Annotated in this window: 27 protein-coding genes and 1 other annotated feature; of the genes, 26 read left to right on the top strand and 1 reads right to left on the bottom strand. The window is 36.5% G+C overall.

The features are described 5' to 3' along the window. Positions 1-9: 9 nt before the first annotated feature. The 16 genes from leuC to AC4BBX_RS05220 all read left to right on the top strand — a co-directional run bounded on the left by leuC (position 10) and on the right by AC4BBX_RS05220 (position 13,493). Complete coding sequence (gene leuC / locus AC4BBX_RS05295; RefSeq protein ID WP_490455405.1) at positions 10-1,398, top strand: 3-isopropylmalate dehydratase large subunit; 1,389 nt, start codon at positions 10-12, stop codon at positions 1,396-1,398. Continuing rightward, positions 1,398-1,985 carry a 3-isopropylmalate dehydratase small subunit gene (leuD, locus tag AC4BBX_RS05290; RefSeq protein WP_490455404.1) on the top strand — a complete coding sequence of 196 codons (588 nt, stop codon included), beginning with the start codon at positions 1,398-1,400 and terminating at the stop codon, positions 1,983-1,985. The genes leuC and leuD overlap by 1 nt, the downstream gene beginning before the upstream one ends. Before the next feature lie 106 nt (positions 1,986-2,091). Beyond that, complete coding sequence (locus tag AC4BBX_RS05285) at positions 2,092-3,087, top strand: nuclease-related domain-containing protein (RefSeq protein ID WP_490455403.1); 996 nt, start codon at positions 2,092-2,094, stop codon at positions 3,085-3,087. A gap of 29 nt (positions 3,088-3,116) precedes the next feature. Then, on the top strand, positions 3,117-3,458 hold the full coding sequence (locus AC4BBX_RS05280) for a hypothetical protein (RefSeq protein WP_490455402.1): 342 nt from the start codon (positions 3,117-3,119) through the stop codon (positions 3,456-3,458). 28 nt (positions 3,459-3,486) lie between these two features. Beyond that, positions 3,487-3,559, top strand: a sequence feature (ribosomal protein L21 leader region). Positions 3,560-3,578: 19 nt separating this feature from the next. Then, the gene (gene rplU / locus AC4BBX_RS05275; protein WP_490455401.1) at positions 3,579-3,887 is read left to right on the top strand and encodes a 50S ribosomal protein L21; all 309 of its coding nucleotides are present in this window, start codon (positions 3,579-3,581) and stop codon (positions 3,885-3,887) included. 23 nt (positions 3,888-3,910) lie between these two features. Next, complete coding sequence (locus tag AC4BBX_RS05270) at positions 3,911-4,255, top strand: ribosomal-processing cysteine protease Prp (RefSeq protein ID WP_490455400.1); 345 nt, start codon at positions 3,911-3,913, stop codon at positions 4,253-4,255. Between the two features lie 12 nt (positions 4,256-4,267). After that, positions 4,268-4,561: a 50S ribosomal protein L27 gene (gene rpmA / locus AC4BBX_RS05265; RefSeq protein WP_490455399.1), complete on the top strand. Its 294-nt coding sequence runs from the start codon at positions 4,268-4,270 to the stop codon at positions 4,559-4,561. Between the two features lie 138 nt (positions 4,562-4,699). Next, positions 4,700-5,338 (top strand): SIMPL domain-containing protein, encoded by a 639-nt coding sequence (locus AC4BBX_RS05260; RefSeq protein ID WP_490455398.1) that lies wholly within the window; start codon positions 4,700-4,702, stop codon positions 5,336-5,338. 14 nt (positions 5,339-5,352) lie between these two features. Then, positions 5,353-6,249: a diacylglycerol/lipid kinase family protein gene (locus AC4BBX_RS05255; protein ID WP_490455397.1), complete on the top strand. Its 897-nt coding sequence runs from the start codon at positions 5,353-5,355 to the stop codon at positions 6,247-6,249. A gap of 127 nt (positions 6,250-6,376) precedes the next feature. Beyond that, the gene (locus AC4BBX_RS05250; protein ID WP_490455396.1) at positions 6,377-9,187 is read left to right on the top strand and encodes a sigma-54-dependent transcriptional regulator; all 2,811 of its coding nucleotides are present in this window, start codon (positions 6,377-6,379) and stop codon (positions 9,185-9,187) included. Positions 9,188-9,388: 201 nt separating this feature from the next. After that, positions 9,389-9,868, top strand: a complete 480-nt coding sequence (locus AC4BBX_RS05245; protein ID WP_490455395.1) for a mannose/fructose/sorbose PTS transporter subunit IIB — start codon at positions 9,389-9,391, stop codon at positions 9,866-9,868. A 48-nt stretch (positions 9,869-9,916) separates the two neighbouring features. Then, a complete protein-coding gene (locus tag AC4BBX_RS05240) occupies positions 9,917-10,897 on the top strand; it encodes a mannose/fructose/sorbose PTS transporter subunit IIA (protein ID WP_490455394.1) in 981 nt (326 codons plus the stop codon). A gap of 33 nt (positions 10,898-10,930) precedes the next feature. Beyond that, on the top strand, positions 10,931-11,740 hold the full coding sequence (locus AC4BBX_RS05235; RefSeq protein ID WP_490455393.1) for a PTS mannose/fructose/sorbose transporter subunit IIC: 810 nt from the start codon (positions 10,931-10,933) through the stop codon (positions 11,738-11,740). A gap of 23 nt (positions 11,741-11,763) precedes the next feature. Next, positions 11,764-12,678, top strand: a complete 915-nt coding sequence (locus AC4BBX_RS05230) for a PTS system mannose/fructose/sorbose family transporter subunit IID (RefSeq protein ID WP_490455392.1) — start codon at positions 11,764-11,766, stop codon at positions 12,676-12,678. Between the two features lie 119 nt (positions 12,679-12,797). Next, positions 12,798-13,169, top strand: coding sequence for a DUF956 family protein (locus tag AC4BBX_RS05225; protein WP_490455391.1), 372 nt, complete (start codon positions 12,798-12,800; stop codon positions 13,167-13,169). Between the two features lie 84 nt (positions 13,170-13,253). After that, positions 13,254-13,493 (top strand): GlsB/YeaQ/YmgE family stress response membrane protein, encoded by a 240-nt coding sequence (locus tag AC4BBX_RS05220; RefSeq protein ID WP_490455390.1) that lies wholly within the window; start codon positions 13,254-13,256, stop codon positions 13,491-13,493. 137 nt (positions 13,494-13,630) lie between these two features. Here AC4BBX_RS05220 and AC4BBX_RS05215 read toward each other — a convergent pair whose 3' ends face one another. Then, a complete protein-coding gene (locus AC4BBX_RS05215; protein ID WP_490455389.1) occupies positions 13,631-14,374 on the bottom strand; it encodes a hypothetical protein in 744 nt (247 codons plus the stop codon). 817 nt (positions 14,375-15,191) lie between these two features. On the opposite strand from AC4BBX_RS05215, the gene AC4BBX_RS05210 reads away from it, so the two are divergent. The 10 genes from AC4BBX_RS05210 to recN all read left to right on the top strand — a co-directional run bounded on the left by AC4BBX_RS05210 (position 15,192) and on the right by recN (position 24,623). Beyond that, on the top strand, positions 15,192-16,256 hold the full coding sequence (locus tag AC4BBX_RS05210; RefSeq protein ID WP_490455388.1) for a M24 family metallopeptidase: 1,065 nt from the start codon (positions 15,192-15,194) through the stop codon (positions 16,254-16,256). A gap of 151 nt (positions 16,257-16,407) precedes the next feature. Further along, positions 16,408-16,833 carry an Asp23/Gls24 family envelope stress response protein gene (locus tag AC4BBX_RS05205; RefSeq protein ID WP_490455387.1) on the top strand — a complete coding sequence of 142 codons (426 nt, stop codon included), beginning with the start codon at positions 16,408-16,410 and terminating at the stop codon, positions 16,831-16,833. Beyond that, the gene (nusB, locus tag AC4BBX_RS05200) at positions 16,826-17,275 is read left to right on the top strand and encodes a transcription antitermination factor NusB (RefSeq protein WP_490455386.1); all 450 of its coding nucleotides are present in this window, start codon (positions 16,826-16,828) and stop codon (positions 17,273-17,275) included. The genes AC4BBX_RS05205 and nusB overlap by 8 nt, the downstream gene beginning before the upstream one ends. Positions 17,276-17,412: 137 nt before the next feature. Further along, positions 17,413-18,261 (top strand): bifunctional methylenetetrahydrofolate dehydrogenase/methenyltetrahydrofolate cyclohydrolase, encoded by an 849-nt coding sequence (locus tag AC4BBX_RS05195; protein WP_490455385.1) that lies wholly within the window; start codon positions 17,413-17,415, stop codon positions 18,259-18,261. Positions 18,262-18,301: 40 nt separating this feature from the next. Continuing rightward, positions 18,302-19,654: an exodeoxyribonuclease VII large subunit gene (xseA, locus tag AC4BBX_RS05190; protein WP_490455384.1), complete on the top strand. Its 1,353-nt coding sequence runs from the start codon at positions 18,302-18,304 to the stop codon at positions 19,652-19,654. Beyond that, positions 19,635-19,853 (top strand): exodeoxyribonuclease VII small subunit, encoded by a 219-nt coding sequence (locus tag AC4BBX_RS05185; RefSeq protein ID WP_490455383.1) that lies wholly within the window; start codon positions 19,635-19,637, stop codon positions 19,851-19,853. Before xseA ends, AC4BBX_RS05185 begins: the two co-directional genes overlap by 20 nt. Beyond that, the gene (locus AC4BBX_RS05180; protein WP_490455382.1) at positions 19,853-20,728 is read left to right on the top strand and encodes a polyprenyl synthetase family protein; all 876 of its coding nucleotides are present in this window, start codon (positions 19,853-19,855) and stop codon (positions 20,726-20,728) included. The genes AC4BBX_RS05185 and AC4BBX_RS05180 overlap by 1 nt, the downstream gene beginning before the upstream one ends. A 16-nt stretch (positions 20,729-20,744) precedes the next feature. Beyond that, positions 20,745-21,563 carry a TlyA family RNA methyltransferase gene (locus tag AC4BBX_RS05175; RefSeq protein WP_490455381.1) on the top strand — a complete coding sequence of 273 codons (819 nt, stop codon included), beginning with the start codon at positions 20,745-20,747 and terminating at the stop codon, positions 21,561-21,563. Between the two features lie 175 nt (positions 21,564-21,738). Next, positions 21,739-22,191, top strand: a complete 453-nt coding sequence (argR, locus tag AC4BBX_RS05170) for an arginine repressor (RefSeq protein WP_490455380.1) — start codon at positions 21,739-21,741, stop codon at positions 22,189-22,191. Between the two features lie 737 nt (positions 22,192-22,928). After that, positions 22,929-24,623 carry a DNA repair protein RecN gene (recN, locus tag AC4BBX_RS05165; protein ID WP_490455379.1) on the top strand — a complete coding sequence of 565 codons (1,695 nt, stop codon included), beginning with the start codon at positions 22,929-22,931 and terminating at the stop codon, positions 24,621-24,623. Positions 24,624-24,720: the final 97 nt, after the last annotated feature.

The following is a 24,720-nucleotide window of genomic DNA, read 5'->3' as shown; positions in this document are numbered from 1 at the left end:
GACATTCATATGGGAAAAACATTATTTGATAAATTATGGGAACGACATGTGATTAGTGGAGAAGAAGGAGAAGCTCAACTACTATACATCGACTTGCATATGATACATGAAGTAACCACTCCGCAAGCCTTTGAAGGGCTAAGAGAAGCAGGTCGGCCTGTCCGTTGCCCTGAAAAAACCTTTGGAACGATGGATCATAATGTACCTACGAAAGATATTCATAATATTTCTGATTTGATTTCAAAAAAACAAATGGATACTTTGCGTAAAAATTGCGAAGATTTTGGCGTGACTCTATGTGACAATGGCTCAGACCGTCAAGGAATCGTTCATGTTATTGGACCGGAAGTGGGATTGACACAACCAGGTAAAACAATTGTTTGTGGTGATTCTCATACGGCAACACATGGTGCTTTTGGAGCGATTGCTTTTGGGATTGGAACCAGTGAAGTAGAACATGTTTTGGCCACTCAGACAATTTGGCAAAAGAAACCAAAAAGCTTGGGGATTCATGTGACTGGAGAATTACAGCCAGGTGTGTATGCCAAAGATATTATTATGGCGTTAATTGCTCAATTTGGTGTAGATTTTGCTGTGGGTTATGCAGCTGAATTTTACGGAGATACAATTCGTAATCTTTCGATGGAAGAACGTATGACGATTTGTAACATGTCAGTTGAGGGCGGTACTAAAATGAGTATGATGGCTCCGGATGAAAAAACCTTTGAATTTGTTCGTGGCAAAGAATACGCCCCTCAAGGAGAAGCTTTTGAAGAAGCCATTGCTGATTGGAAAAATCTTTATACGGATGAGGATGCAGAATATGATTTAGTGTTAGAACTAGATGCGGCGACTTTGGAACCTTATGTGACTTGGGGAACAAATCCTGAAATGTCAGTGTCCTTTAATGAGCCATTCCCTGAAATTAGCGACCACAATGATCAACAAGCCTATGAATATATGGATTTGCATCCAGGTCAAACAGCTTCAGATATTCAAATTGAGTATGTCTTTATTGGTTCTTGTACGAATGGTCGTTTGTCAGATTTACAAGAAGCCGCTAGATTTATCAAAGGGAAAAAAATTAAAGAAGGTGTAACTGGGATTGTAGTGCCTGGTTCTAGACCTGTCCGCAAAGCAGCTGAAAATCTTGGTTTAGACCAAATATTTATTGAAGCTGGTTTTGAATGGCGTGAACCTGGATGTTCGATGTGTTTAGGAATGAATCCTGATAAGGTTCCTGAGTTTGTTCATTGTGCATCAACATCTAATCGAAACTTTGTCGGTCGCCAAGGAAAGAATTCTCGCACTCATTTGTGTAGTCCTGCGATGGCAGCAGCAGCGGCAGTTTACGGACGTTTTGTTGATGTACGAGAAGTGATAGGAGGGGTTAGCTAATGGAGCCATTTACCGTCTACACAGGAAAAACTGTTCCTTTTATGAATGACAATATTGATACCGATCAAATTTTACCAAAAACCTATTTAAAATTGATTGAAAAAACTGGATTCGGCGAGTTTTTATTTGATGATTGGCGCTACATTAAAGGTCGTAAACCCAATCCAGATTTTGTCCTAAATTTTCCACAATATCAAGATGCCAGTGTATTAGTTTCTGGAGACAACTTTGGTTTAGGTTCCTCACGAGAGCATGCCGTCTGGGCAATTGCTAACTATGGTTTTAAAGCAGTAATTGCAGGTGGCTTTGGGGATATCTTTTATATGAATGCCTTAAAAAACGGTTTATTACCGATTTCTTTACCACGAGAAGCCTTAGACGAGTTAGCAAAACTAGATCCTCAAGCAGAAATCACGATTGATTTACCCAATCAGGTTGTTGTTTCTGGCAATCAGAGCTATCCTTTTGAGATTGAAGCTTCTTGGAAACACAAACTAGTTAACGGTTTAGATGAAATTGGCATTACCTTAAAAGAAATCGATGCCATTGAAGCCTACGAAAAAACCATTCCATCTTATTGGCAATAAAATAGTAAAGAACATCAAACTCTTCTTGGTTTGATGTTTTTTTATGGATTTTCCAAAAAATTGCGTATTTAGTAATGAAACTGAGTATAGAAAGCGAGGAAAATTTATGAAGATCTATGAGGGGAATTTGGGAGAAAGTAGAATTCCAACATTATACGAATTCGAAAAACTGTTTTGTAGTCGTATGACGACTGGGGAAAGCAATCATCAAAGAGAATTGAAACTAAAATCGCTAGAAAATGGAGTAACGGGTGAAAATATGGCTCTGGATTATATCAAACGCAATGTACCTGAGGAATGGAGTATCATTAGAAATTTGTGGGTGAATTATCAGGGACTATGCGAGTTCGATTTGATTTTAGTCACAGAAGGTAATCAAATCTATGTTTTTGAAGTGAAAAATTACTCTGGGACATTTTCTTATGAAGAAGGAGAGTGTAAAGTAAACGGTCGAGTTATTACCAGTAATTGTGTTGAACAAGCAAAAAAAGCCCAAGTCTATTTACAAGCTATCTGTCGTAAAATTTCTCCGGATATTCGAGTAACTGGTGTATTAGTTTTTATTAGTGCCGACAATTGGATAGAAATTAATTCTGAAGTGAAAAATTTACAGATTTTGATGAGAAACCAATTCCAAATTTTTCTGAAGGATATCGTTAAGAATAATAAAGCAGCTTTAGGTCAACGAAATATAATATCGTCGTTATTGTACGCTTGCCAACAATATAACATTGAAAATCCGTTTACCCCACAGCCGCTGAATCCAAAAGAAATCAATCAGTTGAGGAGAGGTATGTGTTGTGACTCTTGTCAGAGTTTTGATTTAGTTATTCAAACACATACAGTAAGCTGTCGTCATTGCGGTTTTATAGAAACAAAAGAGAAAACAGTCTTGAGAACTATTCACGAGTACGGCGTTTTAACACATAACCAACATCTGACTATGGGAGCACTGCTAGAATTTTTTAATCATCAAATTCATCGTAACGTTTTGAGAAGGATCTTGACTAAATATTTCGACAAGGTAGGTAATGGGAGAAGCACCAATTATCTTAATAAAAAAATCTCATTTAGTGTAGATGATTACCCTGAGTTGAAGTAAGTGACCGTTGAAGAAGTTTTGCACCAAAATTGGAGCGAAAAGGTACAAAGTTAGAAAGTATGCACCAAAATGCGTGGAAAAAAGTGCAAAGTTGGAAAGTATGCACCAAAATGCGTGGAAAAAAGTGCAAAGTTGGAAAGTATGCACCAAAATGCGTGGAAAAAAGTGCAAAGTTGGAAAGTATGCACCAAAATCCAAGGAAAAAGGTGCAAAAACCGAAAAGAATGCATCAAAATCCAGAAAAAAGTAAAAACAATCGAAATACGGCTCCAAAAGGAAATCAAATAATCATTCCGTACTCGATAAAGCCCTATTTCGAAAAAAAGAAAAATTTTCAACAACTTTTCATTGACGAAGCATTTACTTTCTGATAAAGTAATAGTGTTGTAATTGTGGGCTCCACAGCTACAACCGCACAGAACAAGTTTTTAAGTACGTAATGTCACTTGGGATGGCGAGTCTAAGTATATTTTAAGGAGGTGCTTTATAGCATGTACGCAATTATCAAAACTGGTGGTAAACAAGTAAAAGTTGAGGTTGGTCAAGCAGTCTACATTGAAAAATTAGACGTTGAAGCTGGACAAAAAGTAACTTTTGGTGAAGTAATCTTAGTAGGTGGCGAATCAACAAAAGTTGGTACTCCGACTGTAGCAGGTGCAACTGTTGAAGGAACTGTTGAAAAACACGGAAAACAAAAGAAAGTTGTTACTTATAAATACAAACCTAAAAAACACACTCACCGTAAACAAGGTCATCGTCAACCTTACACTAAAGTTGTTATCGATGCAATTAACGCATAATTCTTGTAAAAGAGTGATGAGCTATGATTAAAGGAACATTTACACGCAATGCCTCTGGAAGAATCGTATCTTACGAACTGACAGGACATGCAAATGCTGGAGAATATGGTCGCGATATTGTTTGTGCCGCAGTTTCAGCTTTGGCGATTAGCACGGTTAACGGAATTGATGCCTTAGCGGGTATCCAACCGATTATCGATGTGAATCAAGAAGAAGGTGGCTACTTATATGTAGCGATACCTAATGAGACGACGCAAGAACAAATGAATATCATACAAGTTTTATTAGAAAACTTATTGCTAGGACTCCAAGCAGTTCAAGAAGAAAATAGCGAGTATATCCAAATTGAAACACGACAAAAATCTTAGGAGGTGCATCTCATGTTGTTGAATATGAATTTACAATTATTCGCCCACAAAAAAGGTGGAGGTTCTACATCTAACGGACGTGATTCTGAATCTAAACGTTTAGGCGCTAAACGTGCTGACGGTCAAGCTGTTACAGGTGGTTCTATCCTTTATCGCCAACGTGGTACTAAAATTTACCCTGGAGTAAACGTAGGTATCGGTGGAGATGATACTTTATTTGCTAAAGTTGACGGCGTGGTACGTTTCGAACGTAAAGGTCGCGACAAAAAACAAGTATCTGTCTATCCTGTGGCTGTTGAAGCTTAATAATGATAAACATATAGCTCTATCTCTTTTTAAAGAGGTAGGGCTTTTTGTTTACTCAAATTTTCTAAGTATGCTCCCTTCAAAAATGACAAAAGACTGTTCCCTCATGTAAAATAAAATTAAGAAGGGAATGAGTCGATGGAAAAAATAATGACAATCAAGGGTATAGGCAAAATTTTTGTTCAACCAGATCAAGTGATGGTTGGTTTTCGACTGGTTACATTTAATCAAGATTACGGACAAGTGTTATTAGAATCCGAAAAAAAGATAAGTCACTTACATGATTTATTGAAGAATTATGATTTTTCTGAAGAAGACTTAAAAACGCAGCATTTTTCTGTTGAAACGAAAGAGAAAACAGAAATGATTGACGATGTTTGGGAAGCTGAATTACTTGGTTATGAAGTGGTTCAGTCGCTGGAAATCCAATTCCCCTTGGAGCAAAATCGTTTGGCAAGTATTTTAAAAGCAGTGGCGGAATCAAAAATTTCACCGACGATTGCACTGGAGTTCACTATTGGTAATCCAGAAAAACATGAAAAGGAATTACTTCAAAAAGCTTTTGAAGATGCTCGTTTTCAAGCAGAGGCTCTGGCTACAGTAAGTGGAGTTGACCTTGGCGAAATTGTGGAATTGAAGAATGAAGTATCAAACGGTTCCTGGATTGCACCGATGAATTTTCAAGCAAGATCAAATGTTTTTCAACAAACACCTGTGATGTACCCTAAATTAATTGAGGAAAGTACAACAATAACTGTTGTTTGGAAAATTAAATAGGAGGCGAGAAGAAAATGGCAAAAGTTTTATTAATAGTAAATCCCAGTGCGGGTGGGGAAGAAGCAAAAGATTATGAACATGATGCGACCTCTAAGCTAAATGAACTTTTTGATGAGGTCATCGTGAAACACACCGAAAAAGGTGGCGATGCCGAAAAATTTGCTCAAGAGGCTGCTAGAGAAAAAATTGACAGCGTATTTGCTATGGGTGGAGACGGTACGGTTAATGAAGCAATTAGTGGTCTTGCAGAAGAAGTGTTTCGTCCGAAATTCGGTTTTTTTCCTTTAGGTACGGTTAATGATTTGGCTCGTTCACTAAACTTACCAATGGATCCCAAAGAAGCGATTAAACAACTGGACGTTAACAATACGACAACCTTAGATGTTGGGAAAATTAATGATCAATACTTTATGAATGTAGTAGCGATTGGAACCATTCCTGAATCAATTAATGATGTGGAAGTCGAAGAAAAGACCCGACTTGGAAAATTAGCCTATTTTATTTCCGGTATTAAAAATGTTGTTGGAAATGAGTCCTATAAATTTGAACTAACAATCGAAGGCGAAAAAAGGTTAATTACAAGTAGTACGATTATTGTTGGTATGACTCGTTCGATTGGTGGCTTTGAAGAGTTATTAAACAAGGCAGAAGTCAATGATGGTAAAATGCATTTACTGTATTTAAAAGACGAAACGTTGTTAGATACTGTCAAAAGTTTACCGGATTTACTTACAGGAATGGATAAATCAACAGAAAATGTTGAGTATATAACATTTACAAAAGGAAATATTGCATTAATTGAAGGTTCGTTAGGAACAAACGTTGATGGAGATGAAGGGCCAGAGCTACCGATACAATTGGAAATTTTACCGGCCCACTTGGAAGTCTATCAAGGAACTCCTGACAAATAATTGGTCATTTTATAAAAAGCTAGAGAGGTTATTTAACTTCTTTAGCTTTTTTGTCTGTAAAGTAGTTGGTAATTACTGTTGAGAGCGTTTATAATAAATGTAATAGTTTGATGAAGAGGTGAGAGTTTTGAGTAAGCGTATGGAAAGAATTTATCAGTATATTATCGACCGAGAAAATCTTTCACCAAAGGATACCAATATTTTTACGACAAAAGAAATTGCAGACAACCTTCAAATTCAGCGAAGTAATGCGAGTAAGGATTTGAATCAACTTGTTCGTGAAGGGCGATTAATCAAAACAGATGGCCGACCAGTGGGGTATATGTTGGCAGCCGATATTCGTAATGTTCAAGAAAAATATGTGCCAAGTTATATGGAAAATCGTCAGCCTAGAGAAAAAAGGAAACCTCAACGTGTGGCGCATTTGAGTGGAAGTCAGGATATTTTTTCTAGTATCGTTGGTATCAATGGCAGTATGAAAAATGCAGGAGAACAAGCAAAAGCAGCTATTTTGTATCCACCTAAAGGATTAAACTGTTTGATTACAGGTCCTACAGGTTCGGGAAAAACCTTTTTTGCCCATGCGATGTTTCAATTCGCTAAGGAAAATAAAGCAATTGAAGCTGAAAAAGAATTGATTGTTTTTAATTGTGCGGATTATGCGAACAATCCAGAATTATTAATGAGCCATTTGTTTGGTTATGCAAAAGGAGCGTTTACCGGTGCGGATAATGAAAAATTAGGTGTGATTGACCAAGCAGATGGCAGCATGCTTTTTCTAGATGAAATTCATCGTTTACCGCCAGAGGGTCAAGAAATGATTTTCTATTTTATGGATCATGGTTCTTATAGTCGTTTGGGAGAAACTGGCAAGCATCATTTTGCGGATGTTCGAATTGTAGGAGCTACGACAGAAGATCCTAACTCAGCATTATTGGATACTTTCTTAAGACGAATTCCGATTAATATTCAGATGCCATCCTTTGAGAAACGTCCAGCGATTGAAAAATTAGATTTAGTCAAAATTATGGTATCTAGGGAAGCGCAAAGAATTCAACGAACCATTTCTTTAACGGAAGATGTGGTAAAAGCCTTAATTGGTAGTGTTAGTTTTGGGAATATCGGCCAGTTGAAATCAAACGTTCAATTAGTTTGTGCGAGAGGGTTTTTAAATCATATGCACCAAGCTCAGATTGATATTACTCTAGATGATTTACCTGAAGGAATTCGTTCTGGCTTAGTAATGCTGGCTAATAAACGGGCAACGTTAATGGAACTTTCTCAAAATTTAGAATCAAAATTGGTTATTCAGCCGAATGAGAGTCTACTGGAAATCCAAACAGATTCTTATGAACTTCCTTACAATTTATATGACATCATTGGAGACAAAGCGGCTTTATTGAAAGCTGATGGAGTGGACCAAGAAGCGATTAATCGTTTTATTTCTACAGATATTAATGTTCATTTGAAATCTTTTTATAAAGATCATGGTTTCTCTTTCCAAGCGGATAATAAGTTGAGTGAGTTTGTTGATCAGAAAATTATTGAACTAACAAATCGCATTTACACAATGGTACAAGAGCAGCTTAACTATGAGTTTCAACAGAATTTTGTTTATGCAATGAGCTTACATATCAGTTCTTTTCTAAAAAAAATTCAACTAGGGGAAACCCGTGAAATTAATGACAATATCAAAGAAATGGTGACTGCTTTTCCAGAAGAGTTTGCCGTTGCTCAAGAGGTTCGTCAGTTTATTGGTGACTGGTTTAATGTAGAGATTCCCAAGAGTGAAGAGTTTTATTTAGCAGTATTGTTGATTTCTCTTAAAAATAGCACATCAGAAGGGAAAATTGGTGTTGTAGTTGCAGCTCATGGAAATAGCACGGCGACAAGTATGGTGGATGTAGTCAAACAATTACTTGGAGTAGAACAAGTCGCAGCAGTTGATATGCCATTAGATATGCCTCCTAAAATTGCTTTAGAAAAAATGAAACAAGCTGTATTAGCTGTGGATGAAGGTTCGGGTGTCTTGTTGTTGGTAGATATGGGTTCGCTAGTTACTTTTAATGGTGAAATACAACAAGAGACGGGTGTCTTTGTTCGCACAATTGATATGGTTACAACACCTATTGTTCTGGAGGCTGTTCGTAAAGCGTCTGTATTAGGGACAAGTTTGGATGAAATTTATGAATCTCTAGAAAACTTTAGAGGATACAGTCGAATGGAAGAATTCCCTCGTGGTTTTGATCATCGTCATTTACCAAAGGCGATCCTAGCAATATGTGCCTCAGGAGAAGGAACTGCACAACAAATCAAAGAAACGATTCAACAGGGATTGATTAGAAAAAATGTGGAAGATATTGAAATTTTAACTTTATCTATTGTGAATTTACAAGAAAGACTTCCTAAAATTCAAAAAAGCTATGAATTAATTGCAGCAACAGGTGTGCTTGATCCAAAATTGCCAGTGCCGTTTGTTTCTTTGGAAGCTTTTATTACGCAAGATACAGATGATTTACTGGATAAACTATTAAAAAATTCCCAAATTGTCTTTGATGCGAAAGAGTTAAATCTACAGGAAACTAAAGAAATTTGTTTAGATTATTTAGAAACGAATTTCACTTTCTTAAATCCTAAGAAAATGATTGAACCACTTTGGCAGTTTACTGAAGATGTTATGACGACTTGGCAAATTCCTCAAAAAGAAGCAGGATTTAGAATTAATTTTTTACTTCATTCAGCAGGTATGTTGGAACGAATCTTGTTGCAACAGCCGTTAACTGGAACTGAAGAAGCAGATATGATGACGGATGAATTATACGAACAATTGCATGTTCATGTGTTGTCTTTAGGAAGAACTTTGAATTTAACTATTCCTGTGATTGAAGAATATTACTTATGGGCGATGATTCATCGCAAAGTAGAAAAAATACACTAATAAAGTTGAATAAATACACTAAAACGATGCACAAAGCAGTGTATCGTTTTAGTGTATCGTTTTAGTGTATTGTGTTTTATTTAAGAAAAACTTTAAAAATCACTAGTGTATTGATTTTAAGTTGGCACGCTTCTTGCTTTTATTATAGTGAAAGGGGGAGTGTGTCCTAATAAAGCGATTAAGATAGGAGGCGAGAGAAAATTGGACATTCGATTAGCTCGAATTGACGATCGCCTAATTCACGGGCAAGTGGCAACAACGTGGGCCAAGCAAACTGGTATTAACCGAATTATTGTTGTCAGTGATGAAGCAGCGAGAGATCAATTAAGAAAATTTTTACTGCTTGAAGCCGCTCCACCAGGTATCATATCTAATGTCATTCCTACAGCCAAATTTTTGGAAGTGTTTGATCAAGGATTGTTACAAAATCAAAAAATTATGCTCTTATTCACAAATCCTCAAGATGTAGAAATTTTACTTCGAGGCGGATTGAAGTTACACTCATTAAACATTGGTGGTATGCGTTTTACAGCGGGAAAACGAATGATTACAAATTTTGTTTCGATTGACGATAAAGATGTAGAAGCTTTCAGGTATATCCATAGTCAAGGGATTGAATTGGAAGTACGAAAAGTCCCTACAGATCGTAAAGTCCACTTAATGGATTTATTAGAAAAATGATTACTTTTAAGGAAATGGAAGAAAATTTAGTAAATAGGAGGTAAGAAGATGGTAGGAATTATCCTAGCAAGTCATGGAGATTTCGCCAAAGGTATTTTACAATCAGGAGCAATGATTTTTGGAGAACAAGAGAATGTTGCTGCTTGTGTATTAGAGCCAAGCGAAGGTCCGGATGATATCAAAGCAAAAATGCAAGAAGCAGTCAATTCATTTGATGATCAAGAAGAAGTGCTTTTCTTAGTTGACCTATGGGGTGGCACACCTTTCAACCAAGCCAACAGTCTTCTTGAAGATCACAAGGACAAATGGGCGATTGTTTCAGGTATGAATTTACCAATGGTAATTGAAGCGTATGCTTCTCGTTTTTCTATGAACACTGCACAAGAAATTGCGACAGCGATTTTGAACACTGCACGCGATGGAGTGAAAGTGAAACCAGAAGAATTAGAACCAGAAGTGACTACTACAGTTGCAGAAGTGACTACACCACAAGGGGCGATTCCTCCAGGAACAGTTCTTGGTGATGGCAAAATTAAATATGTGTTAGCACGTATTGACTCTCGTTTATTGCATGGTCAAGTTGCAACAGCTTGGACGAAAGCAACACAACCAAGTCGAATTATAGTTGTATCTGATGCCGTAGCGAAAGATGAACTTCGTAAAAACTTGATTCAACAAGCATCTCCTCCTGGAGTAAAAGCTCATGTTGTACCAATTGATAAAATTATCGAAGTTGCCAAAGATCCTCGCTTCGGAGATACAAAAGCCTTATTGCTATTTGAAAACCCACAAGATGTTGTGCGTGCAGTAGAAGGTGGCGTTGAACTTTCAGAAGTAAACGTGGGATCAATGGCCCATTCAACTGGAAAAGTAGTAGTAAATAATGTGTTGTCAATGGGAACAGAAGATGTTGCTGCTTATGAAAAATTAAAACAATTAGGCTTAAAATTTGATGTACGTAAAGTACCAAATGATTCTCGTGGAAACATGGACGAATTATTACGAAAAGCCAAAGCAGGATTGAAGTAACAATTGACTAAAAAATGAACTAGGAGGTTTATCATGACAGATTTAAATTTTATCCAAATCATATTGGTTATTTTAGTAGCCTTTTTAGCTGGTATGGAAGGTATCTTAGATGAATTCCAATTCCATCAACCACTAGTGGCATGTACCTTGATTGGGTTAGTTACTGGTAACTTAAGTGTTGGAATTATGTTAGGTGGTTCTCTACAAATGTTGGCTCTTGGATGGGCGAATATCGGAGCTGCCGTAGCACCCGATGCAGCGTTAGCATCAGTAGCCGCAGCAATTATTTTAGTTTTAGGTGGACAAGGTTCAGCAGGTATTCCTACAGCAATCGCTGTTGCGATTCCTTTAGCGGTAGCTGGTTTGTTCTTAACAATGATCGTTCGTACATTAGCAGTACCATTGGTTCACGTGATGGATGCCGCTGCAGAAGAAGGTAACATTAGAAAAATTGAAGTTGTACAAGTTTTAGCAATTGCGATGCAAGGTATCCGTATTGCTATTCCAGCTGGTTTGTTACTATTTATCCCAGCTTCTACTGTTCAAGGTGCCTTAGAATCTATGCCAGAATGGTTAACAAATGGTATGGCTATCGGTGGTGGAATGGTAGTTGCCGTAGGTTATGCACTAGTTATCAATATGATGGCAAGTAGAGAAGTATGGCCGTTCTTTATCCTTGGATTCGTTGTAGCTGCTATTTCAGAAATTACGCTAATCGGTTTAGGTGCAATTGGTGTGGCATTAGCCTTAATCTACTTGCGTTTATCTAAAATGGGTGGTTCTGCTACAGGCGGCGGAGGTACCTCAGGTGATCCTCTAGGCGAAATTCTGGACGACTATTAATAATCAAAGGAGGAAAAGAAAAAATGGCTGAAGAAAAAATTCAATTAACGAAAAGAGACCGACTAGCTGTTGCTTGGCGTTCAACATTTATTCAAGGTTCTTGGAACTATGAACGTATGCAAAATGGCGGTTTCGCATTTTCAATGATTCCTGCAATTAAGAAATTATATCCAAATAAAGAAGACCGTAGTTTAGCACTAAAACGTCATTTGGAATTCTTTAATACACATCCATATATTGCTTCACCAATTCTAGGGGTAACCTTAGCGCTAGAAGAAGAACGTGCAAATGGTTCAGCAGTTGATGATGTAGCAATTCAAGGGGTTAAAGTCGGAATGATGGGACCTTTAGCTGGTATCGGAGATCCAGTTTTCTGGTTCACAGTTCGTCCGATGTTAGGAGCTTTAGGTGCTTCACTTGCAATGGGTGGCAACATCTTAGGTCCAATCTTGTTCTTCGTTTTATGGAACTTAATCCGTTGGGGCTTCATGTGGTATACACAAGAATTTGGTTACCGTGCGGGTTCTGCAATTACAGATGATTTAACAGGTGGTTTGTTACAAGATATTACTAAAGGTGCATCTATCTTAGGGATGTTTGTACTGGCAGCTCTGGTTCAACGATGGGTAAATATTAGTTTTGCTCCAGTTGTATCGACAGTTGAGTTACAAGAGGGCGCTTATATTGAGTGGGATCAAGTTGAAATGACAGGTCAAGGCTTACAAAACGTCTTCCAAGAAGTTGCTTCTGGAAAATCTTTAACTGAATTTAATGTCACTACGTTACAACAAAACTTAGATCAATTAATTCCTGGTTTAGCTGGATTGTTATTAACTTTCTTATGTATGTGGTTATTAAACAAAAAAGTTTCTCCAATCGTAATTATTTTAGGTCTATTCGTTGTCGGTGTTGTCGGCCACGTTGTTGGAGTATTCTAATTTTAGAATCAACTATTGAGGTTGTGGAAGAAGCTAACACTTCTACCGCAACCTTTTTACATAGCTTTATTGTTTGATCAATAAACGTTATACTTAAAGAAAAGAGATGGGAGATTCATATGGTTCAATCATTAAATACACAAGTAGATTTGGTAATAGATGGTACCTCATTCATGGGCTTAACTGATTATGGAGAAATTATGATTGGTGATAAAGGCTTTGAATTTTATCATGCTCGAGATAAACGTAAATATATTCAAATACCGTGGGAAGAAGTAGATTATGTGTTAGCTTCTGTCTTTTTCAAAGGTAAATGGATTCCTCGTTATGCGATTCAAACAAAACGTAATGGGACGTTTACTTTTTCTTCGAGAAAACCAAAAGTTGTTTTAAAAGAAATGAAAAAACATGTTGATCCAGAGAGAATGGTACACTCATTAAGTTTCTTTGATGTAATCAAACGTGGTGTTCGGTCAATCGGTAAAAAGTAAACGTTATTTAATCGATGGCTATTGTTTTGTGGAGTTTTGTACTTATGATAAAATAATATTAACAAGTACAAGGAGGTGCTTCATATGCATTGGTTATGGGTAATTATTGTGGGAGCCGTTATTGGTTCAATTGCTGGCGCGATTACTGGCGAAAAGCGTGGCTGTATTTTTAATATTATTGCAGGAATTATTGGTTCATCAATTGGTGAAAGTTTATTTGGCAATTGGGGACCAGTTGTGGCGGATATGCACATCCTACCATCCATTTTAGGTGGGGTCATTTTCGTGGCAGTTGTATCATTCTTTTTCGGTAAAAGTAAATAACAAAAAAGAGACTGGAAAAAGTCTCTAGATAAAGAAAATCCGGTAAGTAAATCGCGAATGCTCGTGCTTTACTTACCGGGTTTTTTTATGTTTGATTAGATATTTTTGCCCAGCCTTATGTGTCTTTTTTCTATAGTTTAAACAAACAAGAATAAGATACCTGATCCAACAGCTCCTAAAACAAAGCTTTTCAAATCTCCGTTATTGTCGTTAGGGAGCTCGAACTTGATTCCGTTTAAAAGTAATCCTCCAGTTATGAATGCTTCAAATGCAACTACGACATAGTAGGGGAGACTTAAAAACAGAGAGACTACGCCTCCGAACAATATACTGATTGCCAAAACTTTTCTTCCGATGCTATCATATTTTTCATTGTGATGATGTCGCAAGCCCCAATCATTCATCAAAAAGTGTAGACCGAAAGCAATAAAATAGGTAATCATATGAATATTGCCTGAGAAGGCTTTTGCCATTACTAGGTAGCCTATCATGGCGTTATATACAGCAAAGAAATAGATATCTGACCAGAATACGATAGCTTTTGCTTCGACTGGATTTTCTTTTGCCGTTTCTTCGTATGAGTCTTGATCAATTTTGTATACAACGTATGTCATTATTAATCCTATCAATACCATTCCATATACTAAGTGAGTAGAGTGTATTCCTGATTGCCAATCAAAATACTTGTTTAGTTGTTTCTGTGAATATTCAAGTAGAGGCAGCATATGAATGATGACATAAGATATTCCCACGCCTGCTGCAAATGACATCATTTTCCGAGTGTTTAATTTTGCTAATTCAAGATATTTTGAAAAAAAGTATATAAGCATAAAACCAATCACTATCAAAAAATGGAATAATTGATCTTGTAAAATAGACATATTAGGTAGACACTCCTTTCGTTTTAGGGGACAATCTATTATATTTTCTAAAACTCTTTTAATTCTGTCAAGTTTCTAGAGAGGTTCTTTTGCGTAGGGCTAGTTTTGTTATTGTTCACAGTTATCTTTTGAATACATTCACTTGAGTACACAACGAAGTCTGCTTTTGTCGATCTTAGAACCAACTGAAATCTGTAGTCTAAAGCCTGCCAAGTTTTTAACTGTAACTAATCACTATGCTAAATGACAATAGTTCATAGTGGCTTATTTTCAGGGGAACAGCGCAGGTTTTCGTTATTCCATTACGCTAGATAGATTTCAAATTTCTGCAAGTTAAACAATGAAGCAATTAAGTACAGAATAATTGTAAAAATGAGTTCGTTAGGTATCACACTAATCAATCATCTTTCAGCGTAACGAAGAGAGAGGCTTGCGTTGTAGCCGCGTTAAGAATTCAATGTGAACAACGCACAGTTGCCAATTGATTGGCTTACCGTGCGTGTGAAGCTTGAAAGCTCCGAGACTACAGGCTTGGAGCGGTTCCAGGCTGACTTAAGCAAGCCTTTCTCGTAGTGAAACGTCAAGTTTAATGTGAATAGTACTAGTTTTTTCAATCCTTTTGTTTACCATCTAACATGAAAACTTCCAGCTTTTTGAAATTTATATTAAAGGAGTTTCAACATCCATATCCATCTAATTTAATGTAAATAAAGATTTAATGAAAAGAAAAAAACATTTTAGTTTGTTCTCTTTTCGCTTAAACTAGAAGTTTGTTATAATAGAAAGTGAAATTAAATCGAAAGAAGGAATCTATTATATGTTACGAGTAGAGAAACTAAGAGAATTAATGGAAAAAGAAACAGTTGATGGTTTTTTAGTAACTAGTTCTTATAACCTGCGTTACTTAACGAACTTCACTGGAACTTCTGGATTAGCAATTATTACACTAAATAAAGCCTTCTTTGTTACGGATTTTCGTTATACAGAGCAAGCAGCTAAACAAGCTCAAGGATATGAAATTGTAAAGCATAGCGGTCCTATTTTTGAAGAAGTTGCTCGTATTTGCCAACAAGAAGAACTCAATGCATTAGCTTTTGAAGAAAGCCATGTAAGTTTTGCAGAATATACTGCTTTGGAAGACGTTATTGAAGAAACACCACTTGTCCCAATTTCAGGTATGATTGAATCTTTAAGAGAAGTCAAAGACGAAGAAGAAATTGACACGATTCAACATGCGTGTCATATCGCTGATCAAGCTTTTGATCATGTGTTAAAAATGGTTCGTCCAGGAATGACGGAAATTGAAGTAGCCAACCAATTAGATTTCTACATGCGTTCATTAGGTGCATCAGGTGTTTCTTTTGAAACGATTGTTGCCAGTGGTGTTCGTTCAGCTATGCCTCATGGAGTGGCAAGTGAGAAAGTAATTGAACAAGGCGACTTAATCACTTTAGATTTTGGTTGCTATTACAATGGCTATGTATCGGATATGACTCGTACCTTTGCTATTGGTGATCCAGGAGAAAAATTAAAAGAAATTTATCAAATTGTTTTGGAGGCACAATTAAAAGTCTTAGAAGCAGCAAAACCAGGAATGTCAGGCATTGAATTAGATGCAATTGCTCGTGATCATATCGCTTCATTCGGATATGGTGAAGCTTTTGGTCATTCAACAGGTCATGGAATTGGTTTAGAAATTCATGAAGGCCCAAATGTTTCTTTCCGTGCAGACAAACTTTTTGTTCCAGGCAATGTAATTACAGATGAACCAGGGATTTATTTACCAGGAATTGGTGGCGTTAGAATTGAAGATGATCTACTAATTACTGAGACGGGAAATAAGGTTTTAACTCATTCACCAAAAGAATTGATTATCTTATAATTTCCAGTCCGGTATAGCGGTTTTTCTAGCTAAACCATTGATAAAATGATAAACTAGAAACGAGGTTCGGGTCTAGAAAAAAGCGAAGAGAGATTGTGATCTTTGTTTTTGATAGACAGTTGAATGCTATTCAGAGATGGAGGAATTTAGAATGGTCGATGAAAAAAATTTCGTATTAGATGCTAACCATGACTTAGGAGATATCGTTATTGCTCCTGAAGTAATTGAAGTTATTATCGGTATTGCTGCTTCTAAAGTAGAAGGTATCTACCGTATGCAAGGAACATTTGCCAATAATGTCAATGAGTGGTTAGGGCGTTCTGCTTATGGAAAAGGAGTTTACTTAGAATCAGAAGAAGCTGGTTTGAAAGTAGATATTTACACTTACATGAAATATGGTGTTTCTGTTCCCAAAGTAGCGATGGAAATTCAAAAACGTGTGAAGCAACAAGTTTTATTTATGACAGATGTTGAACTAGCAGAAGTGAATATACACGTAGTGGCTGTAGTACCTGAAAAGACAGAGCAATTAGATTTAGAAGAACTATTCGGAAATGACGAGGAAGAGAATGAGTAAAGAGTTATCGAGACATGAAATACGCCAAATGGCGGTACAAGCTTTATTTCCGTTAGATTTTAATCAAGACTTGACAAAACAAGATGCGATTTATCATGCGATTGAATTAGATCATGAAGAAATGATTGATGAAGAACAAACAAATTTTGTACCTACTTATTTAGATTTATTAGTAACGGGAGTTTGTGAACACAAAGCGGCTTTAGACGAAGTAATTACTAAGCATCTTCGTAAAGGCTGGAGCTTACGACGTTTATCTAAAATGGATGTGACAATTTTGCGAATTGCTTTATTTGAAATGTTGCATGTAGACAATGTTCCTAATAGAGTTGCTTTAAATGAAGCAATCGAATTAACAAAGACATTTAGTGACGATCAATCCAGAAAATTTGTGAATGGTATTTTATCAACAGTGAATAATGAACTAGAAGCTAGCGAATAAGCTAGCTTTTGTTCTTGTTTGGGATTCTTCGATTTACCGAACATTTATAAGAAATTTGATTAGAAATGGGCGGGAATTCTTTTTCATCAAATGGAGCTATGATAAAATAGTTAAAAATGTAAGGGGGTCCTATTATCGTGGGTACGTTGATTAATGGCAAAGAGTTAGCAGAGAAAATGCAAGAGGAAATTCGTTTAGAGGTAGAAAAAATCAAACCTGAAGGAATTCATCCGGGATTAGTTGTTTTATTGGTCGGAGAAAATCCAGCAAGTCAAACCTATGTTAAAAACAAAGAATTATCAGCTAAACGAATTGGGATTCATTCCAAGGTAGAGCATTATCCTGAAACAATTTCTGAAGCAGAGCTATTAGCAGAAATTGAAAAATATAATCAAGATTCGGCTTTCCATGGAATTTTGGTGCAGCTTCCTTTACCAAAAAATATTGATGAAGAGAAAGTTTTACTAGCTATTGATCCAAAAAAAGATGTGGACGGCTTTCATCCAATAAATTTGGGTAAACTTTTTGCTGGAAATCCTGAAATGATTCCATGTACGCCTTATGGCATTATGAAAATGTTTGAAGCCTATGATATTGACCTTGAAGGAAAAAATGCTGTAGTGATTGGCCGCAGTAATATTGTCGGAAAACCAATGGCACAACTTTTACTAGCGGAAAATGCGACAGTTACTATGACTCATTCACGAACAAAAAATTTACCTGAAGTGGCTAAACAAGCGGATATTTTGGTTGTAGCCATTGGTAGAGGACATTTTGTGACAAAAGATTTTGTCAAAGAAGGTGCCGTAGTTATTGATGTAGGTATGAACCGAGATTCTGCCGGTAAGTTAATCGGTGATGTCAAATTTGATGAAGTCGAACCATTGGCAAGTTATATTACTCCTGTTCCTAGAGGTGTTGGACCAATGACGATTACAATGTTGATGTGGCAAACAGTAGAAGCTGCCAAACGGCAAGCGGTATAAATGAAACACAAGAAATTTGAATGAACGTGAGGCAATTAGCATGGAACAGCAATATTTGTCTGTGACTGCGTTGACAAAATACATTAAACGAAAATTTGATGCAGATCCTTATTTAGAACGTGTCTATTTAACAGGAGAAATTTCAAATTTTCGTTTACGTCCAAATCATCAGTACTTCAGCTTAAAAGATGATCGAGCAAAAATTTCTGCAGTGATGTTCAAAGGAGCTTTCGACAAACTTACTTTTAAACCTGAAGAAGGGATGAAAGTTTTAGTCGTTGGTCGGATTTCACTATTTGAATCGAGTGGAAATTATCAAATCTACGTTGAGCATATGGAACCTGATGGTGTAGGCGCCTTGTACCAAGCGTATGAACAGCTAAAAGAAAAGTTAGATAAAGAAGGCTTATTTCGAGCGCCTAAAAAAGTTTTACCAAGATATCCCAAAAGAATTGCCGTATTAACTAGTCCAAGTGGAGCAGTTATTAGAGATATCATCACAACGGCTCGTAGAAGATATCCTATTGCTCAAATTGTCCTATTTCCAACTGTCGTTCAAGGCAGTAAGGCAGCAGATGATGTTGTGAAAAATATTTCTCGAGTGGAAGAGATGGGGAATTTTGATACAATGATTATTGGTCGAGGTGGCGGATCGATTGAAGACCTGTGGCCGTTTAATGAAGAACGAGTGGCCCGTGCAATTTTTGATGCCAAAACGCCGATTGTCTCCTCTGTGGGTCATGAAACAGATACCACAATTGCAGATTTGGTTGCTGATGTTCGAGCAGCTACCCCAACAGCTGCAGCAGAATTAGCTGTGCCCGTTTTATCTGAAGTGTTAATTAAAATTGAGGAACGACAAGCTCGTCTAATTCAAGCATATGCCAATCAAATGCAACGAAAATACGAACGGTTCCAACGAATTCAACAATCATACATTTTCCGCCAACCGGAGCGGTTGTATGAGGCACAATCATTAAAACTTGATCAATTACAGCAACGTTTAGTGCAACAAATGCAGACGTTAGTTTATGATAAAGAGCGAAATGCTAATCAAACGATTCATCGTTTGGCGCAGGTTGTGCCAACTGCAAGAGTAAGGGAAGCGAATCAGGAAGTCACGTATCTTTCTGAACGGTTAAATAAACAAATTCGCTTCTTATTTGAAGACAAACAAAGACAATTTCAACAAGCCCTTCAATCTTTAGATTTATTAAGTCCCTTGAAAATTATGGGGCGGGGATATAGTTATACAACGAAGGAAAATGTTGTAAAATCAGTACAAGAACTGACAGTCGGGGACGTAGTAGATATTCATTATCAAGATGGACAAGCGAAAGTTGAAGTTCTTGAAATCAAGGAGGAAATACAAGATGGCAAATCCGACATTTGAAGAATCATTACAGGAGTTAGAGCAAATTGTGACTCGATTAGAACAAGGCGATGTTCCACTTGAAGAAGCACTAACTGCTTTTCAACAAGGAATGGTTTTGAGCAAGCAATGTAAAGATACATTGACGAAGGCGGAAAAAACATTAACTAAAATGATGACAGAAGCGAATGAAGAAGTTTCTTTTGAAGAGGCAGAATAATGGCAACTTTAGCTAATTTCCAACAAAAGGTTTTACCAAAAGTAGAAGAAGTCATGATTGAATTTGTTCAGAACTCAACCAATGATGAAGAGTTGAAAAAAAGTATGCTTTATTCGATTCAAGCTGGTGGAAAAAGGATTCGACCACTACTTTTATTGGCGACTGTAGCTACTTTTGGAGAACTTCATCAAGGAGCGTTTCAAGTAGCCGCTGCATTGGAAATGATTCACACCTACTCATTGATTCATGACGATTTGCCTGCAATGGATGATGATGATTTACGAAGAGGAAAACCAACCAACCATAAAGTTTTTGGTGAAGCAATGGCTATTCTAGCTGGTGACGGTTTGCTGACAGGAGCTTTTGAATTACTTAGTAAAGCAGATGTTCCTCCAGCAGATAAAGTCTACTTATTTCAACTCCTTTCGAAATCAGCAGGAACAAATGGAATGGTGGCAGGTCAGGCTGCAGATATGCAAGCGGAAGGCAAGCAAGTTTCTCTTGATGAATTAATAAAAATTCATCAACGAAAAACAGGTGCTTTGATTCGTTTTGCGACAGTTGCTGGTGGTGTACTAGGGAATAAAGCAGCGATTGAAGAACTAGATCAATTGGCTCAACATCTAGGATTAGCTTTTCAAATCCGAGATGACTTGTTAGATGTTGTTGGAACGACGGAAGAATTAGGAAAAGTAACGAATCGCGATCAGCTTTTGGAAAAAAGTACCTATCCTAATTTACTAGGAGTAGACGGTGCAAAAGCATCTTTAGCAGATGAATTATCAGCAGCTCATCAGATCTTAGAAAAAATTTCTGATTTACCTGCGACAGATACGCAACTGTTAAAAGAACTTTGCCAATTATTTGAGTTATAAAAGAAAGAGGAACTACATGAAAAAAGAACGAGTCGACGTATTGGCTTTTCAACAAGGTCTTTTTGAAACGAGAGAGCAAGCCAAACGTGGCGTAATGGCAGGTTTAGTTTATTTAGAAAAAAATAATGAACGCTTAGACAAACCAGGAGAAAAAATTCCGATTGATACGGCGTTGCAAATCAAAGGGCAAAAACTTCCTTACGTCTCAAGAGGCGGTTTAAAATTGGAAAAAGCGTTGCAGATTTTTGATTTTACTGTAAAAGATAAAACAGTCTTGGATATTGGAGCATCTACGGGTGGTTTTACAGATGTTGCTTTACAAAATGGGGCAACTAGAAGTTATGCTTTGGATGTAGGATATAACCAATTGGCATGGAAAATTCGCCAGGATGAACGGGTGACCGTGATGGAACGGACAAATTTCCGTTACTGTAAGCCTGAAGATTTTACAGAAGGTGTACCTGAAGTAGCGACAATTGATGTTTCCTTTATTTCATTGAAATTAATGTTACCTCCGCTGCATGCCATTTTAGCAAATCAAGGGGACGTAATGGCTTTGATTAAGCCTCAATTTGAAGCTGGTCGAGAAGCAGTTGGTAAAAATGGAATTGTTCGTGATCCTGAAACGCATCGCAGTGTATTGGAGGATATTTTGGGTTTTGCTCAGAGAGAAAATTTCGATGTGGAAAACTTAAGTTATTCACCGATCACTGGTGGCGAAGGAAACATTGAATTTATAGTTCATTTAAAAAAATCAAATGAGACAGGCTCTTTGGCAGCAAATGTCGATATTTCGGAAATCGTTGTTGAAGCCCATCAGCAATTAGATAAATAAGTATAAACTCTTTAGAATTGGTTTCTAAGGAGTTTTTTCTATTGTTGGTTCTTTCCTTCTACTAAAAAATAAGCTATGATAAATAAGAATTCAAGAAGGAGTTTCATAATTTAAAATGAACTAAAAATAACTTCAAGTTAGAATAACAAATTTTTAGTGATGGGAGGAAAGTACAATGAGAAAAAAAGAGCGCCATCGTTTACTTACGCGACTTTTGACAGAAAATGACATTCAAAAACAAGAAGAGTTTGTTGATTATTTGAAGAGTCAAGGAGTACAAGTCACACAAGCGACAATTTCTCGAGATATTAAAGAATTAAAATTAATCAAAATTCCTTCGTCTTCAGGCGGTTATCGTTATAGCTTGCCACAAGAAACAGATGATGATGTAGAAGAAAAGTTAGACAGATTGCTGAAGAATGCCTTTGTTTCGATTGATGAAATGGATAAATTTGTCATTTTAAAAACCTTGCCGGGTAATGCTTCAGCCATTGCCAATTTGATTGATAAAAGATTTAAGCAAGAATTATTTAGTAGCTTAAATGATGATGATAACATTTTAATGATCGCAAGAACTGAAGAAAATAGAAGTACATTATTTCATTCCTTAAACAAATATAATCGATAGGTATTTTTATAGAAAAATAAAATGAATTTTCGATATGTGAAAATTTAATTACTTTTTAAACGAACGAGGTTGCCAGTCCTACTGTACCAGTTGTACTTACTGAAATATCAAGTTAGTCGAATGTAAAATAAAGAATATCAATTAAATGAAATAGACTAGTAGGATGGTATGCGAAGAGAGCATAAAAATAAAGTTTCGTTTTTTAGAAACTTTATTACATTGAAACGAACGAGGTTGCCAGTCCTACTGTACCAGTTGTACTTACTGAAATATCAAGCTAGTTGAATGTAAAGTAGAGAATATCAATTAAATGAAATAGACTAGTAGGATGGTATGCGAAGAGAGCATAAAAATAAAGTTTCGTTTTTTAGAAACTTTATTACATTGAAACGAACGAGGTTGCCAGTCCTACTGTACCAGTTGTACTTACTGAAATATCAAGCTAGTTGAATGTAAAGTAGAGAATATCAATTAAATGAAATAGACTAGTAGGATGGTATGCGAAGAGAGCATAAAAATAAAGTTTCGTTTTTTAGAAACTTTATTACATTGAAACGAACGAGGTTGCCAGTCCTACTGTACCAGTTGTACTTACTGAAATATCAAGCTAGTTGAATGTAAAGTAGAGAATATCAATTAAATGAAATAAACTAGTAGGATGGTATGCGAAGAGAGCATAAAAATAAAGTTTCGTTTTTTAGAAACTTTATTACATTGAAACGAACGAGGTGAAAAAAATGCTTCTTGAATTAACAATTGAAAATTTTGCGATTATTCCGCAACTACATTTATCTTTTCATCAAGGGATGACTGCCTTAACTGGAGAAACAGGTGCAGGGAAATCAATTATTATTGATGCGATGGGACAGTTAGCAGGTAGCCGAAGCTCGAGTGATTACATTCGTCAAGGAGCGGATAAATGTTTGCTAGAGGGATTATTTGAAATGCCGCAACAGCCGGGATTTAAAGAATTATTAGACGAATTAGGAATTGAGTACACAGAGGATATGCTGATTGTCCAACGAGATATGTCCATTTCAGGTAAGAGTGTCTGTCGTGTAAATGGTCGGATTGTTACCCTCGCTAATCTGCGTAGAATCGGCATGTACTTGGTGGATATTCAAGGACAAAATGAGCATCAAGAATTACTACAACCAGAAAAGCATTTGTCTTTAATTGATAGCTTTGGATCTAAAAAATTCCAAGCAGATTTAAGTGACTTTCAACAAAAGTATGAAGAATTTAAACAGCTAGAAAAACAAGTTAGAAATATTCAAGCTAATGAGCAATCTTATGTCCAACGAATTGATATGCTCCGATTTCAACAAGAAGAGATTGAACAAGCTGAACTGCAAATAAATGAAGAAGAAAATCTAATTGAAGAACGTGACAAACTAAGTAATTTTCAAAAAATAGTCGATGCACTTGGTAAAAGTTATAATTTACTTGCTTCTGACTCAGAAAATATGTTAGATGGAGTGAGCCTTGCCTTAAATGAGCTCCAAGAGATCGCTCGATTAGATACAGAGTACAATCAGATTTCAGAAAATGTTCAAAGTGCCTATTATTTATTGCAAGAAGCAGCTAGTGATATTTCTAGACAGATGGATAATTTAGAATTAGATGAAGAACGTTTGGAAGTGGTCATTTCTAGATTGGAGACAATCCGTCAGTTGAAAAGAAAGTATGGAGAAACGATTCCAGCTATCTTAGCCTACTATAAAGAAATTTCTAATGAACTTTCTGAGGTTAATCTAACTGAAGGGAAGTTAGAGGAGCTAGAAGAACGTTTAGAGAAAAAAGGCGATGAAATTTGGCGTCTTGCGGAGTCCTTACATGCTCAACGTAAAGAGTTGGCTAGAAAATTAGAAAAAGAAATCTTACAAGAACTTGCTGATTTGTATATGGCGAATACGCAGTTTGAAGTCCGTTTCCATCCTGAAAAAACATTGCGAGACACTGGCTTTGACCAAGTGGAATTTTATTTAACAACAAATCCTGGAGAACCTTTGAAACCTTTAGTGAGGGTGGCATCAGGAGGAGAGTTGTCAAGGATTCTATTGGCATTAAAAACTATTTTTTCTAAAGCGCAAGGGATGACTAGTATTGTTTTTGATGAGGTAGATACAGGTGTGAGTGGGCGAGTAGCTCAAGCGATTGCTGAAAAAATTGCTAAAATTGCCTATAATTCCCAGGTACTGTGTATTACACATCTTCCGCAAGTGGCGGCAGTTGCGGATTATCAGTATTTTATCGCAAAAGAAGTGAGAGATGGGCGAACCCAAACAAAGGTAGAGCAGTTAACACAATCAGAGCGTATTTCAGAAGTTGCTCGTATGTTAGCTGGTGCAGAAATTACTGAACTAACGATTCAACATGCTAAAGAACTATTGCTTTCTGCTCAAAAGTCAGAGAAAAAAACGAAACTATAATATAAGTAAAAATATCCGAACAAATTAGAAGGTTATTCACTAGTCTTAAGTGAATTTTACTGAGGATCAATTGATCTTTAAGGCAACTTCTATCTGT

It is taken from the genome of Enterococcus sp. AMC1157, from assembly GCF_058216555.1.
This window is presented reverse-complemented; position numbering and strand designations above follow the sequence as displayed.

Bases quoted from the DNA above. Each gene is read 5' to 3' on its own strand.
- leuC (WP_490455405.1), top strand. From the start codon at position 10: ATGGGAAAAACATTATTTGATAAATTATGGGAACGACATGTGATTAGT.
- leuD (WP_490455404.1), top strand. From the start codon at position 1,398: ATGGAGCCATTTACCGTCTACACAGGAAAAACTGTTCCTTTTATGAAT.
- AC4BBX_RS05285 (WP_490455403.1), top strand. From the start codon at position 2,092: ATGAAGATCTATGAGGGGAATTTGGGAGAAAGTAGAATTCCAACATTA.
- rplU (WP_490455401.1), top strand. From the start codon at position 3,579: ATGTACGCAATTATCAAAACTGGTGGTAAACAAGTAAAAGTTGAGGTT.
- AC4BBX_RS05270 (WP_490455400.1), top strand. From the start codon at position 3,911: ATGATTAAAGGAACATTTACACGCAATGCCTCTGGAAGAATCGTATCT.
- rpmA (WP_490455399.1), top strand. From the start codon at position 4,268: ATGTTGTTGAATATGAATTTACAATTATTCGCCCACAAAAAAGGTGGA.
- AC4BBX_RS05260 (WP_490455398.1), top strand. From the start codon at position 4,700: ATGGAAAAAATAATGACAATCAAGGGTATAGGCAAAATTTTTGTTCAA.
- AC4BBX_RS05255 (WP_490455397.1), top strand. From the start codon at position 5,353: ATGGCAAAAGTTTTATTAATAGTAAATCCCAGTGCGGGTGGGGAAGAA.
- AC4BBX_RS05240 (WP_490455394.1), top strand. From the start codon at position 9,917: ATGGTAGGAATTATCCTAGCAAGTCATGGAGATTTCGCCAAAGGTATT.
- AC4BBX_RS05235 (WP_490455393.1), top strand. From the start codon at position 10,931: ATGACAGATTTAAATTTTATCCAAATCATATTGGTTATTTTAGTAGCC.
- AC4BBX_RS05230 (WP_490455392.1), top strand. From the start codon at position 11,764: ATGGCTGAAGAAAAAATTCAATTAACGAAAAGAGACCGACTAGCTGTT.
- AC4BBX_RS05225 (WP_490455391.1), top strand. From the start codon at position 12,798: ATGGTTCAATCATTAAATACACAAGTAGATTTGGTAATAGATGGTACC.
- AC4BBX_RS05220 (WP_490455390.1), top strand. From the start codon at position 13,254: ATGCATTGGTTATGGGTAATTATTGTGGGAGCCGTTATTGGTTCAATT.
- AC4BBX_RS05215 (WP_490455389.1), bottom strand. From the start codon at position 14,374: ATGTCTATTTTACAAGATCAATTATTCCATTTTTTGATAGTGATTGGT.
- AC4BBX_RS05210 (WP_490455388.1), top strand. From the start codon at position 15,192: ATGTTACGAGTAGAGAAACTAAGAGAATTAATGGAAAAAGAAACAGTT.
- AC4BBX_RS05205 (WP_490455387.1), top strand. From the start codon at position 16,408: ATGGTCGATGAAAAAAATTTCGTATTAGATGCTAACCATGACTTAGGA.
- nusB (WP_490455386.1), top strand. From the start codon at position 16,826: ATGAGTAAAGAGTTATCGAGACATGAAATACGCCAAATGGCGGTACAA.
- xseA (WP_490455384.1), top strand. From the start codon at position 18,302: ATGGAACAGCAATATTTGTCTGTGACTGCGTTGACAAAATACATTAAA.
- AC4BBX_RS05185 (WP_490455383.1), top strand. From the start codon at position 19,635: ATGGCAAATCCGACATTTGAAGAATCATTACAGGAGTTAGAGCAAATT.
- AC4BBX_RS05180 (WP_490455382.1), top strand. From the start codon at position 19,853: ATGGCAACTTTAGCTAATTTCCAACAAAAGGTTTTACCAAAAGTAGAA.
- AC4BBX_RS05175 (WP_490455381.1), top strand. From the start codon at position 20,745: ATGAAAAAAGAACGAGTCGACGTATTGGCTTTTCAACAAGGTCTTTTT.
- argR (WP_490455380.1), top strand. From the start codon at position 21,739: ATGAGAAAAAAAGAGCGCCATCGTTTACTTACGCGACTTTTGACAGAA.
- recN (WP_490455379.1), top strand. From the start codon at position 22,929: ATGCTTCTTGAATTAACAATTGAAAATTTTGCGATTATTCCGCAACTA.